Source organism: Agromyces rhizosphaerae, assembly GCF_027925245.1.
Taxonomy (GTDB): domain Bacteria; phylum Actinomycetota; class Actinomycetes; order Actinomycetales; family Microbacteriaceae; genus Agromyces; species Agromyces rhizosphaerae.
The window spans coordinates 2,557,183-2,569,569 of record NZ_BSDP01000001.1 but is presented as its reverse complement, the minus strand read 5'-3'; the positions used below and the strand labels follow the sequence as shown (position 1 = coordinate 2,569,569).

14 protein-coding genes, 1 tRNA gene and 1 pseudogene are annotated in these 12,387 nt (G+C 72.1%); 8 read left to right on the top strand and 8 right to left on the bottom strand.

From position 1 onward, the window contains the following. Complete coding sequence (locus QMG39_RS12105) at positions 1-1,161, bottom strand: hypothetical protein (protein WP_281885320.1); 1,161 nt, start codon at positions 1,159-1,161, stop codon at positions 1-3. A 181-nt stretch (positions 1,162-1,342) separates the two neighbouring features. On the opposite strand from QMG39_RS12105, the gene QMG39_RS12100 reads away from it, so the two are divergent. Beyond that, complete coding sequence (locus QMG39_RS12100; RefSeq protein ID WP_281885318.1) at positions 1,343-1,726, top strand: DUF4190 domain-containing protein; 384 nt, start codon at positions 1,343-1,345, stop codon at positions 1,724-1,726. A gap of 25 nt (positions 1,727-1,751) precedes the next feature. Here QMG39_RS12100 and QMG39_RS12095 read toward each other — a convergent pair whose 3' ends face one another. Next, positions 1,752-2,018 carry a DUF4190 domain-containing protein gene (locus QMG39_RS12095; protein WP_281885316.1) on the bottom strand — a complete coding sequence of 89 codons (267 nt, stop codon included), beginning with the start codon at positions 2,016-2,018 and terminating at the stop codon, positions 1,752-1,754. A gap of 9 nt (positions 2,019-2,027) precedes the next feature. Beyond that, positions 2,028-2,711, bottom strand: coding sequence for a DUF4166 domain-containing protein (locus tag QMG39_RS12090; RefSeq protein ID WP_281885314.1), 684 nt, complete (start codon positions 2,709-2,711; stop codon positions 2,028-2,030). A 26-nt stretch (positions 2,712-2,737) separates the two neighbouring features. Here QMG39_RS12090 and QMG39_RS12085 point away from each other — a divergent pair, with 26 nt between their 5' ends. The 3 genes and pseudogenes from QMG39_RS12085 to QMG39_RS17145 form a co-directional block, all read left to right on the top strand. After that, a complete protein-coding gene (locus QMG39_RS12085; protein WP_281885313.1) occupies positions 2,738-3,766 on the top strand; it encodes an epimerase in 1,029 nt (342 codons plus the stop codon). Continuing rightward, positions 3,756-4,433 carry a TetR/AcrR family transcriptional regulator gene (locus QMG39_RS12080; RefSeq protein ID WP_281885311.1) on the top strand — a complete coding sequence of 226 codons (678 nt, stop codon included), beginning with the start codon at positions 3,756-3,758 and terminating at the stop codon, positions 4,431-4,433. Before QMG39_RS12085 ends, QMG39_RS12080 begins: the two co-directional genes overlap by 11 nt. Continuing rightward, a pseudogene (locus QMG39_RS17145) lies at positions 4,430-4,858 on the top strand (DUF2071 domain-containing protein); the annotation flags it as partial. The gene QMG39_RS12080 and the pseudogene QMG39_RS17145, both read left to right, overlap by 4 nt. 272 nt (positions 4,859-5,130) lie before the next feature. Here the strand turns inward: QMG39_RS17145 and QMG39_RS12075 are convergent. Beyond that, positions 5,131-5,202, bottom strand: a tRNA-Arg gene (locus tag QMG39_RS12075). Between the two features lie 136 nt (positions 5,203-5,338). On the opposite strand from QMG39_RS12075, the gene QMG39_RS12070 reads away from it, so the two are divergent. Then, positions 5,339-5,872: a hypothetical protein gene (locus QMG39_RS12070; protein WP_281885309.1), complete on the top strand. Its 534-nt coding sequence runs from the start codon at positions 5,339-5,341 to the stop codon at positions 5,870-5,872. Positions 5,873-5,911: 39 nt separating this feature from the next. Further along, entirely contained in the window at positions 5,912-6,955 is a 1,044-nt protein-coding gene (locus QMG39_RS12065) for a lactonase family protein (protein ID WP_281885307.1), read from the top strand. Positions 6,956-7,004: 49 nt separating this feature from the next. On the opposite strand, the gene QMG39_RS12060 is transcribed toward QMG39_RS12065, so the two are convergent. The 4 genes from QMG39_RS12060 to QMG39_RS12045 form a co-directional block, all read right to left on the bottom strand. Continuing rightward, positions 7,005-8,081, bottom strand: a complete 1,077-nt coding sequence (locus QMG39_RS12060; RefSeq protein WP_281885305.1) for a CHAP domain-containing protein — start codon at positions 8,079-8,081, stop codon at positions 7,005-7,007. 184 nt (positions 8,082-8,265) lie between these two features. Then, positions 8,266-8,760 (bottom strand): HNH endonuclease, encoded by a 495-nt coding sequence (locus QMG39_RS12055; RefSeq protein WP_281885303.1) that lies wholly within the window; start codon positions 8,758-8,760, stop codon positions 8,266-8,268. A gap of 360 nt (positions 8,761-9,120) precedes the next feature. Next, positions 9,121-9,969, bottom strand: coding sequence for a C40 family peptidase (locus QMG39_RS12050; RefSeq protein ID WP_281885301.1), 849 nt, complete (start codon positions 9,967-9,969; stop codon positions 9,121-9,123). Between the two features lie 280 nt (positions 9,970-10,249). Further along, positions 10,250-10,942, bottom strand: a complete 693-nt coding sequence (locus QMG39_RS12045) for an iron-dependent transcriptional repressor DtxR (RefSeq protein WP_281885300.1) — start codon at positions 10,940-10,942, stop codon at positions 10,250-10,252. A 75-nt stretch (positions 10,943-11,017) separates the two neighbouring features. Here QMG39_RS12045 and serC point away from each other — a divergent pair, with 75 nt between their 5' ends. Continuing rightward, on the top strand, positions 11,018-12,133 hold the full coding sequence (gene serC / locus QMG39_RS12040) for a phosphoserine transaminase (RefSeq protein WP_281885298.1): 1,116 nt from the start codon (positions 11,018-11,020) through the stop codon (positions 12,131-12,133). 8 nt (positions 12,134-12,141) lie between these two features. Further along, on the top strand, positions 12,142-12,384 hold the full coding sequence (locus QMG39_RS12035) for a DUF2530 domain-containing protein (RefSeq protein ID WP_281885296.1): 243 nt from the start codon (positions 12,142-12,144) through the stop codon (positions 12,382-12,384). Positions 12,385-12,387 lie beyond the last annotated feature (3 nt).

Below are 12,387 nucleotides of genomic sequence, written 5' to 3'. Positions count from 1 at the left end.
TCACGGGAGCGAGCGCGCGGTCGAGTCGTCCGCGGCGAGACGCTCCAGCAGCCAGTCCCCACCGGGCGGTGCCGTGCCCCCGCGCGCCGCGATCCACTCGCGCGCCTCGGCGAGCGTCTCGGCGACGATCTCGTCCTCGCCGTCGGACTCCAGCTCCGCGATCACCTCTCGCAGTTCGTCGATCGTGTACCCGCGGAACCGGCGGTCGCCCTCGGGGTGCCGGGCGTCGATCGCGGCGGCGACCGCCTCGACGACGTCGCGCGAACCGTACGGGTTGCCCACCCAGAGGTTTGCGCGGGCCGGGCGGAACTCGACGACGTGCAGCCCGAGGAACAGCTCGCCGTCGTACTCGCGGAAGGTCAATTCGACGCCCGGGCGCGGTCCGGTCGACCGGGAGTCGCCGGTCGTGACGAACGACGGTGCACTGCGGGCGACGAGACGCCACGGCACGTGGTACTGCCGTCTGGGCCGCAGGCCGCCGCGCCAGAACCCGATGCCGTCGGCGTCGACGACCAGCGTGAAGATCATGGGCAGGCCGACCCGCCACCACGCCCGGCCGGCGTCGGTGACCTGGTCGAGCACCCCGCCCGACGAGATGCCGTCGGAGTAGCCCTGGTACGCGGTGAGCACGAGGGCGTCCGGATGCCTCGCGGCGAGCCGCGCGTTCCGCGCGAGCACCGGTCGCATCCACACGAACTGCGCCGCGACCATGAACCAGCCGACGGCGACGACGACTGCGAGGAGCTCGTACGGCAGCAGCGTCGATGAGACGGAGAATCCGCCCGCCCCGATGAGCAGGGCGTAGCCCCAGACGATCGCGGCGCCGCTGCCGAGCACCAGCGCCCACCAGACGATCGCGAGTCCTCGCCGGCGCTCGAGCCGGTCGGGCGGCGTCAGCGCCGACGCCGGCAGCTCGCCCGCCGCCTGCACGGTCGGCGCCTCGTAGTGCCGCGCGGCATGGTGCCGGCGGTACGACGCGAACGCGAGCCCGAGCGTGACGACGAGGAAGCCCGCGGCGATGAGCGCGATCCCGACAGGCTCGGCCTCGTAGAAGAGACCGGCGAACGGCGAGATCAGCACCGGGATCACGTACCCGCCGCGCAGGTAGAAGCGGAGGAACCCGCCCAGGCTCATCGGCTCGGTGGTCGACTCGTCCGGCATCCTCGCTCCGTCCCGCGGCGCCAGGGGTCGACGGCCGCCCGGTCAGCCTAGGCAGCGGATGCCGCGAGGCGTGCCGTATCCACAGACCGAGCGCGTCAGAGCGGCCCGTCGCCGAACTGCATGCCGAGGGGCGCCTGTGGAGAGCGCAGTCGGGCGGCGACGCGCTGGGTACCGTGCAGGCATGTCGAACGAGCAGGTCGAAGCAGCAATCGTCACCCCGGAGCCCCGCGCGACCGAGACCCCGGCCAAGGACCCGTTCCAGGTGCTCGGCGTGGTCGGCTTCATCCTCTCATTCGTCGCCTTCCTCAACATCCCGGGCCTCGTCGTCAGCATCATCGCGCTGGTGCGGTCCAAGCGCGCCGGGTTCCGGAACGGATTCGCGATCGCGGGCACGGTGATCGCGGGGCTCGGCGTCCTGGCGACGATCGGAGTCGTCATCGCAGTCTCCCCGATCTTCATCGACCTGTTCCGCACGTGTGCCGAGCTCGGCACCGGCGTCCACGAGGTCGGTTCGCGCACCTACGAGTGCACCCCCACATCGGCCAACGTGTACTGGAATCGCTAGGTGCTTCGGCCCCGCCGGGTCGCGACTACCCGAGGCCGGGCGCGCTCCCCAGGATGCGAGCGAACACCGTCAGCCAGATGATGACGAACACGCCCTGGAACAGCGTCCCCAGCGCACCGATGAGCGTCGCCCACCCCGCGAAACCCCAGCCGGTCTCGGTGTTCCCCGGCGCATCGAGCTGCTTCCTCGCCGCGATGCCGATCGCGAGGCCCGCGACCGGGATCACGAACGCCGTGATGAACGCGACCAGGGCGAGGGTGTTCGTCTTGGGCGCAGCATCGGTCGTCGACATGCCGCGATGCTAGCGACGCTCGCCGGAATCCCCGGCGCGGCTGTGCACAGGAACTTCGGTCGCCACCGGTCGATGCGCATACGTGAAGGTGCCGGCGTATCCGTAGATCTCGCCGACGAGCGGGGCGACGATGCGCAGCACCACCTGCTGGACACCGCGCTCGCCCGCTGACTCCTCGAGCGTGACCGTCACGAATGGCGGGAGCGGAAGCCGGAGCCCGAGGACCCGGAGCGCGAGCCGCCGCGACCTCATCAGCAGTCGACCGTTCGTCACCCGCAGCGCGAGCTCGACTTCGATCTCCCCATCCGTGCCGATGCGGTCCACGAGCCGACCCCGCTCGACGCGGATCACGTCGCTCATCTCGCGCGTCGCGCCGGAGAAGTGGAAGGTCCGGGCGGCGACGCGCATCCCGTCGGGTCCGGACCGGTTCCGCACGCGGAAGGGAACCTCGGTGCCGCGCTCGGCGAACGCGATGCGACGGCGCCCCAGCACCGCGAACATCGGCCGGAGGACGCGAACGCGCAGCCCCGCCTCGCGGAAGCTGCCGGACCCCACCCCTTCGAACCCGCGCGGGATCGCACCGAAGTAGCGGCGAAGCTGCGGATGCAGTCGCGCGAAGTCCTCTCCGAGCACCCGCTCGTAGACGGAGCGCTCGTCAGGTCGGACGGGTGGGCGCCGATCAGAACTGAACATGTTCAGAAATGTAGTAGGGTCGCCGCATGAGCGCGAGTCAGCAGCCGGTCGCGGTGATCGCCGGCGGATCCGGATTCATCGGGCGCGCCGTCGCCGCCTCGTTCGTCGAGGACGGCTACGAGGTGCGGGCGGTCGGCCGGAGCTCGCCCATCCGCTGGGACGATCCGGACGTCCTCCGCCGCGCGGTCGACGGCGCCGACGTCGTCGTGAACCTCGCGGGCAAGTCCGTGGACTGCCGCTACACCGACCGGAATCGCGACGAGATCCTCGCCTCGCGCGTGCGCACCACGCGGGCGCTGCGGGACGCGATCGCGCGGGCGGATCGTCCTCCGCACACGTGGCTGAACGCGTCCACGGCGACGATCTACCGCCACTCGACCGATCACCCGAACACCGAGACCGGCGGCGAGCTCGGCTCGGGATTCTCGGTCGACGTCGCGACCTCCTGGGAGCGCGAGCTCTTCGCGGGAACGCTGCCCGCGACGCGACGCGTGGCGCTGCGCATGGCGATCGTGATCGGCGACGGGCCCGCGACCCGCATGCTGTTCGCGCTCGCACGCTCCGGGCTCGGCGGCACGCAGCACGACGGCTGGTGCCCGCCGCATCGCCGCTACCGCGGCATCGGCGAACGCCCCACGGGCAGCGAGCGCGCACCGTGGTACCGCACGCGCGGTCGCCAGCGGTTCAGCTGGGTGCACCTCGACGACGTCGTCGCCGCCATCCGGTTCATCCGGGACGACGAGCGGCTCGCCGGCCCGATCAACGTCGCCTCGCCGAACCCGTCGGACAACCGCACGCTCATGCGCACGCTGCGTCGGATCACCGGACGACCGATCGGCCTGCCGACGACCCGATGGATGCTCGAGCTCGGGACGTGGGCACTGCGCACGGAGTCGGAGCTGGTCCTGAAGAGCCGCTGGGTCCTCCCGGAGACGCTCGCGGACGCCGGCTTCTCCTTCGCCCATCCCGACCTGGAGGCGGCGCTCCGAGACGTCCATGCCCGCGCCGGGTCGATGACGACCTCGACCGAACGGAGCCCGCACCGTGTCCCCTGACAGCGAGCCCGCCACCAAGGGCGAGCGCACCCGGCAGCGCATCCGCGACGCCGCGCTCGCGTCGTTCCGCGAGCACGGCTACGACGCCACGACGATCCGGAGGATCGCGGACGAACTCGGGCTCTCGGTGGGCGCGACGAACTACCACTTCCCCTCCAAGAACCACCTGGTGCAGGAGCTGTACCTCGACGTGCAGGAGGCGCATCGCGACGCCGCCGAACCGCTCCTGGCGACCGAGCCGCGCCTGATCGATCGGTTGCGCATCGTCTATTCGACCGGGCTCGACCAGCTCGAGCCGTACCACGCGCACGCCGGCGAGTTCCTCTCCGCGGCGGTGTCGCCCCGATCGCCGATCAACCCGTTGTCGACCGAGTCTGCCGATGCCCTCGGCGTCGTCGAGGGCGTGTTCGCCGAGGCAGTGGCCGGCGCCGAGGCATCCGGGCTGCCCGAAGACATCCGATCGGTGCTCCCCCGCGCACTCGTCCTCGCACACCTCCTCCTCGCGCTGTTCTGGGTGTACGACTCGTCGGAGGATCGGCGCCGGACGCGCGCGCTGCTCGACCGCGGCCTGAAGCTGCTGGGGGCGGTGCTCCCGCTCGCGCGCCTGCCGCTCGCGCGGGGCGCGCTTCGCGACCTGCTCGCGCTCGTGGGCGAGGTGCGCGCATGATCCCGTGGACGGTCCCCCTGGACGGCACCATCGAGCGCAGGCTCCTGATCAACTACCGGCTGGATCCCGACGTCGCGCGAGCGCTGCTGCCGCGCCCGCTGCGCCCGCAGCTCGTCGACGGCTCAGCCGTCGCCGGGGTGTGCCTCATCCGGCTGGGCGCCCTCCGCCCGGCCGGGCTCACCGCCCGCGTCGGACTCCGATCCGAGAACGCCGCCCACCGCATCGCCGTCGAGTGGGACGGCGATGGCGGCATCCGCACCGGCGTGTACATCCCGGAGCGCCACTCCGCGTCGCGGCTGCCCGTCGCGGTGGGCGGCCGGCTCTTCCCCGGCGTCCACCGCCCTGCACGATTCGACGTGTCCGACCGCGGAGCGCAGTGCTCGGTGCGCATGACCGCCGCCGACGCGAGCGTCGGCGCGGACATCGAGCTCACCGACGAGTGGAGCAGCACCCTGTTCCCCACGCTCGACGACGCGTCCGCGTTCTTCCGAAAGGACGACGTGGGCTGGTCGCCCGACCGCACGGGCGGGGCACTCGAGGGCGTACGACTGGGCACCCGCGACTGGTCGGTCACCGCCGGCCGTGCGATCCACGTGTCGTCGAGCGTCTTCGACGCGCTCCCACGCGGCGCCGCGGTGCTGGACGACGTCCTGGTGATGCGCGACGTGCCGGTGCGGTGGACGGCACCCCGCCACGGTGCCCCTGGAGGGACTCGAACCCCCAACCGTTTGCTTAGGACGCAACTGCTCTTCCATTGAGCTACAGAGGCTGGCTGGACGAGTCTACCCGCGGCCGCACGGGCAGCAGGACACGCACACGGCCCAGCCAGGGGCATCCGACGACACGCCTCGAACGTTCACACGATCGTGACACGAACCCCCGCGAGGCAGACGTAGACTCCGAAAATGGAGCACCCCACCGCAACCACCGTCGTCCTGGTCGGCGATGATGCGGGCGCGGCGCTCGGCGAGCTCGACGGGTTCGCCAACGTGCGCAGCGCCAGCCTCGCGGGCCGCAGCGACGAGGAGGTCACCGCGTGGACCGCCTCGTCGTCCACGCCGTACGTCCTCCACGACCACGATCCGCTGCAGCACGTCGCGAGCGCGTGGGCGGAGTTCTACGACGACCTCGCGACCCTCGGCGTGCTCGAGCTCGAGATCGAGCGCACGGTCGACGCACTCGAGGCCAGCGCCATCGCGATCCCGGACTACTACGTCGTGCTCGACCCGTACGCCCTCGCGCCGACGGTGCGCCACTGGTGGCTCGGCGTCATCGCCTCGGCGTCGCCCATGCGCGTCATCCCCTGGGGCAGCGAAGCGGATGCCTCCCTGGCCGGCCTGCTCCGGCACCTGCCGACCGGGCGGCCGTGGCCCGACCCGTCGACCTGGCTGCCGGGCGTCGTGACCGCGGTGCCCGACCGGGTGGGCCTCGGCGACTGAGCGCACGCACGCCTCCCGCGGTGATGGGAGGATCGGGGGATGAGCTCGTCGCCCGCGCCCTCGACCACCGCGTTCGTCCTCGGGGCGTCGACCACCGGCTTCCTCGGCACGCCCGCCGCAGGCATCCGCCCCGTCGAGGTCGACGAGACCGGCGCGGTGTGGCTGGGCGACCCGGTCGACGTCGGCGCCGACCCGATGTACCTCGCCCGCCACGGCGACACGCTCGTCGTCGCCCACCACCTCGACGCCGGCGCGGTCTCCGCCTGGCGACTCGACGACGAGGGGCCAGAGCCGCTCGGCGCGCAGCAGCCGACCGGCGGCGCCGACTCATGCCACGTCTCGATCAGCCCCGACGGGCGCTGGGCGTTCTCGGCCGACTACACGAGCGGCAGCCTGTCGGTGCATCCGCTCGGCCCCGACGGCGTCGGACCGCAGCATCTCCGCGTCGCGTACGAGGGCAGCGGGCCGGATGCCTCGCGGCAGGAGTCCCCGCATGCGCACCAGGCCGTGGTCGACGCCGCCCGGTCGCAGCTCGTCGTCGCCGACCTCGGCGCCGACCGCCTGCGCGTGCACGACCTCGCTGCGCTGGCCGCGGGCGAGGACACGCACGCCGACGTGCACCTGCGTCCGGGCTCCGGCCCGCGCCACCTCGTCGTGCTGGGTCGCCACGCGGTCATCGCGAACGAGCTCGACGGCACGCTCGGCATGGTCGACCTGGAGGCGCCCGAGCGCGGCGAGATCACCGCGATCGTGTCGACGATGGCCGGCAGCGCGTCCGCGTCGTCGGCGCTGCGCCGGTCGCCGACCGGGCTGCTCGCGGTGGCGAACCGCACGCCGAACACGGTGAGCACGATCCTCGCCGACGACGAGGCGGGCACGCTCGAGCTGCTCGACGAGTTCCCCGTCGCGGGCGACCACCCGCGCGACATCGAGTTCACGACCGACGGGCGGTTCCTCGTCATCGCGAACATGGCGTCGGACTCGCTCACCGTGCTCGCGGTCGATCACGAGACCGGGCGCCTCTCGCCGGTCGGCGTGCCGGTCGCCACGCCTGCGCCCGCGTGCCTGCTGCGCATGGACTGACGCCCGGGGCATCCGACGGTCACGCCCGCCGGCGGCGGTGCCTCCGCCGCTACTTCGGCGGGTAGAGGTAGATCGCGTCACCCCAGGCGATGGTGCGCGTGTGGTACGAGTGGTCGCTGTTCCAGTTGTACTCCTCGAGCACGACCGTGCCGTCGCCGACCGACTGCACGTACGCGACGTGGTTGTACGGGAACCACGCGACGGCGCCCGTGACGGGCTCGCTGCTCACGACCCAGCCGTGGTTGCGCCACTCGCTCTCCCAGCGGTACGCGCTGCCCGAGGCGAGGTTCGCCCAGACCCAGCGCCACGGCGCCGCGGTCGAGCCGGCGTCGCGGTTCATGCGCCAGGCCACGAAGTCGACGCACTCGCGGTAGTAGTAGCCGAGCGGCGAGAGCCCGCCGCCGTAGTCGTTGGGCGTCTGGTTCCACCACGGGTAGTCGTCGCCCTCGGCCTGCTCGGCGACGACCGAGTAGCCGCCGGCGGCACGCGCGGCGGCGGCCTGCGCCTCCCAGGCGGCCCGCTGCTCGGCGAGGCGCACCTGCTCGAGCTCACCGGCGGTCACCGCGGCGTACCCGTCGCGGGAGACCGATGCCGCGGCGGCGAGGTCGGAGACGATCACGTCCTGCGCCTCGGCCTGCGACTGGTTGAACCTGTCGGAGGTCGCGAACCCGGAGTCGCCCGGGACGAGGGCGTAGGCCGGCAGCGCGAGCGTGCCGACGAGGGCGGGCACGACGAGCATGGTCGCGACGGTGCGACCGGCGCCGCGGGAGCGCCGTGCGGGCTTCGTCGACGATGCGGGGCGGGCGGGCGGTGCCGTCACCGGCTTCCGCGGTGCGGTGCGCGACGGGCCGGCGTAGGGCGGCAGCTCCTCCGCGACGGACGGTGCGGGGGGCAACGGGGCGCTCGGCACGGTGGGATCGGCCTGCGCGGCACTCGCCGGCGTCGTGGTGACCTCCGGGGTGCTCGCCGACGCGCGGCTCCCGCGACCGCGACGCGGCCCGCGACGCTCGGCGGTGCGCGCCTCGCGGCGCGTGGCGAAGCCCGCGTTGTGGTCGGGGACGTGCGGCTCGGGCTCGATCGACGCGAAGGGCCAGAAGTCCTCGCCACTCGATTCGGGTTCGCCCACGCTCAGTCCTCCGATGCGCACCCTCGACCACGCGGGTGTGCACGCGGAGCGGGGGAACTCAGGTTGTCATCGCGCGGTCTGGGGGTGACGCGACGGATTCCCACTGTACGGCACCGTCCCCCCGAATGTCACGATTGCGCCACGGGCGCGCCCCACCCCTGTGGAGAATCGAGGCGTGGAGGGATCAGGCCGCCTCGAGGTACTCGTCCCACTGCGGCAGCGGCCGCTCGAACCCGCGCACGAGCCAGCTCCGGCCGTTCGGCATACGGGGGGTGAAGCGCAGCTCCCAGCCCATCTCCGCCGGGGTGTGGTCGCCCTTGACGTTGTTGCAGCGCAGGCAGCACGCGACCAGGTTCTCCCAGGTGTCGCGGCCGCCGCGCGAACGCGGCAGCACGTGGTCGATGGTCGTCGCCGACCGGTCGCAGTACGCGCAGCGGTGCTCGTCGCGGCGCAGCACCCCGCGCCGGCTCACCGGGATCGGGCGGGAGTACGGGGTCCGCACGTACCTGGTCAGGATGATGACCGACGGGCGGTCCCACGACCCGCTCGTCGCGAGGACCGGGTGCTCCTCGTCGCTGCGGATGACGGTGGCCTTCTCGTTCATGACGAGCATGAGCGCCCGCTTGAACGAGACGACCGCCAGCGGCTCATAGCCGGCGTTGAGCACCAGGGTGCGCATGTCGTGCCTTTCGATCGGGGCTGGATGGCTCCCAGCCGCGTGAACGGTTCCGACGCACCGGGTGCGGGAGTCGTTCGCAGGCAAAGAAAAAGGGCACCGTCTGCATGACGATGCCCTGGTTCTCGCGCGCATGGCTCAGCGAGCCCACGCTGTGCTGCGTACTGCTGTGCCGCAGGTCGAATTGCACGCGGTCATCCGCGGAATGGATGCTGCGTACGTCGATCATTGGCACCTCCCGACGTCTCACTCGATTCGTCAGGGCTTCAGGCTAACCCACGCGCGCGAGGCGGGGGCCCCGAGGCGCGCCGATTCGGCGTCTCGTCACGAGGTGTTCACAATGCGGGCGCGCGCCCGCACGGCTCAGCCGTTGATGCGGACGATCGAGTAGCTCGTGGTCCAGATCGGCTGGATCCGCACCGACGTGCCGGGGTACGGCGCGTGCAGGATGTTGCCGTTGCCCGCGTAGAAGCCGTCGTGGCCCGACATGATCACGAGATCGCCCGGCTGCGCCTGCGACAGCGGGATCGGCGTGCCCGCCGCGGCCTGGCCGGCCGACGAGTGCGGCAGGGAGATGCCGTACTGGGCGAAGACGTACATCACGAAGCCCGAGCAGTCGAAGCCCGCGGGCGTCGCGCCGCCGTAGACGTACGGCACGCCGATGTACTGCGACGCGGTCGCGAACACGGCAGCGGGGCTGTAGCTGGTCGACGGCGCGGCGTACGTCGCCGTGGATGCGGCGGCGGTCTGGCCGTAGGAGGTCATCGCGGCGTTCGCGGCGGCGCGCTCCGCGGCGGCCTCGGCGGCACGGCGCGCGGCCTCTGCGGCCTCGCGTGCCTCCTTCTCGCGGCGCTGCCGGTCGATCTCCTCCTTGGTGACGGCCTCGTAGCTGTCGGTGGTGATCTCCGCGGCCACGGCGTCCTCGTCGACCTCGACGCTCTGCGCCTCGGCCTTGGTGATCAGCGCGGCCTCGCTGGAACCGAACTGCGGGTCCTGCGAGCCGGGTGCGAACGCGTAGGCGGGCAGCGCGAGCGTGCCGACGATGCCTGCGGCGACCGACATCACGATGACGTTCGCGGCGACGCCGCGGCGGAACCCCTTCGTCGAGGCGAAGGGTGCGTCAGGGGTGGCGATCTCGTTGCCCGAGCGGGCGATCTGGTTGGACGTTGTCGTGGGGTTCTTCGTGGAACCGCTGCGAGTCTTCCGAGCCAAGTCGTACCTCCGGCGCCCCCGCGGTGCTTGTGGCAACCACCCCGTCCGAGTGCGCTTGCGCGTACGTTTCACGAGACAAGAGACAGACAGGGGGACGTCTTGACTCGTGTGCGCCGTCTGGCTTCGTGGCGGCGACTGAGAGGTGACGCTACGTCATTCGCGCGCGTATGTCATATCCCGCGCCGGAATTTCTCACGATTAGGTAACGAAAACGTGTCCCCAGTCCGGGGGGCAAATCCTGCCCGGATCCGCATGATTCCGCGGTCGGAGACCGCTCGGGTCAGGTCGCGATGAAAATGTGCCCCGCGACCTCGACCGGAAGCTCCAGACCCTCGTCCATGCCGTCGACGTCGACCGCGACGTAGCCGTCGCTCATCGAGAAGCGTGCGGATGCCCCTGGCACGACGCCGGCGCGCTTCAGCTGGCCGAGCAGCACCGGGTCGAACTGCACCGGCTCGGCCATCCGGCGGATGCGGCCGGAGACCGACTCCGCACCGGCCTCGAGCGCGCGCACCACGTTCACGACGCCCTCCATGAACGGCGCCGCCGGCGCGACACCGAGCTCCGAGAGGCCCGGAATGGGGTTGCCGTAGGGCGATTCGGTCGGATGCCCGAGGATCTCGATCAGCCGGCGCTCGACGTGCTCGCTCATGACATGCTCCCACCGGCATGCCTCGTCGTGGACGTACTCCCAGTCCAGGCCGATCACGTCGGCGAGCAGGCGCTCGGCGAGGCGGTGCTTGCGCATGACGTGCACGGCCTTCTCGCGGCCGTCGGTGGTGAGCTCGAGGTGACGGTCGCCGGAGACCACCACGAGGCCGTCGCGCTCCATGCGCGCCACCGTCTGCGACACGGTCGGCCCGGAGTGCCCGAGCCGCTCGGAGATGCGCGCGCGCAGCGGCACGATCCCCTCCTCCTCGAGGTCGAGGATGGTACGGAGGTACATCTCCGTCGTGTCGATCAGATCGGTCACCGGTCCTCCTGCTCCCGCCGCCCAGCGTGCCGTCACACAGCCTACCGGCGGCGGGCCGCTGGCTAGACTCGGGGCATGCCGAACCTCGTGATCCCAGAGTCGCTGCTGCCCGCCGACGGACGCTTCGGCTGCGGCCCGTCGAAGGTGCGGCCCGAGCAGCTCGACCACCTGATGCGGGCGGGAGCGGGCGTGATCGGCACGAGCCACCGCCAGGCGCCCGTCAAGCAGCTCGTCGGGCGGGTGCGCTCGCACCTCGCCGAGCTGTTCCAGGCTCCCGACGGCTACGAGGTGCTCGTCGGCAACGGCGGCTCCACCGCGTTCTGGGATGCGGCCGCGTTCGGGCTCATCGAGCGCCGCAGCCAGCACCTCTCCTTCGGCGAGTTCGGCGGCAAGTTCGCCAAGGCGGCCGCCGCGCCGTGGCTGGAGGCGCCCGACGTGCGCACCGCGGCCGGGGGCTCGCGCAGCGAGGCCGAGGCGGTCGCGGGCGTCGATGTCTACGCCTGGCCGCACAACGAGACCTCCACCGGGGTCATGGCCCCGGTCGCCCGGGTGCACGGCGACGAGGGCGCGCTCACCGTGATCGACGCCACGAGCGCCGCCGCCGGCGTCGCCTTCGACCCCCTGGAGTGCGACGTCTACTACTTCGCACCGCAGAAGAACCTCGCCTCGGACGGCGGCCTGTGGTTCGCGCTCGTCTCCCCGGCCGCGATCGAGCGCATCGAGCGGATCGCCGCGTCGGGCCGATACATCCCCGAGTTCCTCAGCCTCGCCAACGCGCTGTCGAACTCCCGGCTCGAGCAGACGCTGAACACCCCCGCGATCTCGACCCTGCTGCTCATGGAGAGCCAGCTCGACTGGATCAACGGCAACGGCGGGCTCGCCTGGGCCGACGCGCGCACGCGCGAGTCGAGCGGCATCCTCTACGACTGGGCGGCGGCGACGCCGGTCGCGCAGCCGTTCGTCGCCGACCCGGCGCACCGCTCGCAGGTGGTCGTGACGATCGACTTCGACGAGTCGACGGATGCCGCGGCCATCGCCCGCACCCTGCGCGAGAACGGCGTGGTCGACACCGAGCCGTACCGCAAGCTCGGCCGCAATCAGCTCCGGGTGGCGACCTTCACCGCGATCGAGCCGGACGACGTGCGCGCCCTGACCGCCTGCCTCGACCACGTGCTCGAGCACCTCGGCTGAGCCTGGCGATGCGCTTCTGGCTGAGCGAGGACGAGCGCCGACCCGATCCGGAGCCGGTTCGGACCGACGCGCGCAAGGCCGTGCTCGCGGGAACCGCCTGCTGGCTCGTCGCGCTCGCGGCCGTCGTCGTCTGGCGCGAGCCGCTCGACGAGGCCGGTCTCGGCTGGCTGCTGCAGGCCGCGATCGTCGGCGTGGCCCTGGGCGTCATCGCACTCGTGGTCGTGCAGCTCCGGCGCCGCCGAGCTCGCTGAGCC

Bases quoted from the DNA above. Each gene is read 5' to 3' on its own strand.
- QMG39_RS12055 (WP_281885303.1), bottom strand. From the start codon at position 8,760: ATGCGCACCCTGGTGCTCAACGCCGGCTATGAGCCGCTGGCGGTCGTC.
- QMG39_RS12065 (WP_281885307.1), top strand. From the start codon at position 5,912: ATGAGCTCGTCGCCCGCGCCCTCGACCACCGCGTTCGTCCTCGGGGCG.
- QMG39_RS12100 (WP_281885318.1), top strand. From the start codon at position 1,343: ATGTCGAACGAGCAGGTCGAAGCAGCAATCGTCACCCCGGAGCCCCGC.
- QMG39_RS12105 (WP_281885320.1), bottom strand. From the start codon at position 1,161: ATGCCGGACGAGTCGACCACCGAGCCGATGAGCCTGGGCGGGTTCCTC.
- QMG39_RS12035 (WP_281885296.1), top strand. From the start codon at position 12,142: ATGCGCTTCTGGCTGAGCGAGGACGAGCGCCGACCCGATCCGGAGCCG.
- QMG39_RS12090 (WP_281885314.1), bottom strand. From the start codon at position 2,711: ATGTTCAGTTCTGATCGGCGCCCACCCGTCCGACCTGACGAGCGCTCC.
- QMG39_RS12095 (WP_281885316.1), bottom strand. From the start codon at position 2,018: ATGTCGACGACCGATGCTGCGCCCAAGACGAACACCCTCGCCCTGGTC.
- QMG39_RS12085 (WP_281885313.1), top strand. From the start codon at position 2,738: ATGAGCGCGAGTCAGCAGCCGGTCGCGGTGATCGCCGGCGGATCCGGA.
- QMG39_RS12070 (WP_281885309.1), top strand. From the start codon at position 5,339: ATGGAGCACCCCACCGCAACCACCGTCGTCCTGGTCGGCGATGATGCG.
- serC (WP_281885298.1), top strand. From the start codon at position 11,018: ATGCCGAACCTCGTGATCCCAGAGTCGCTGCTGCCCGCCGACGGACGC.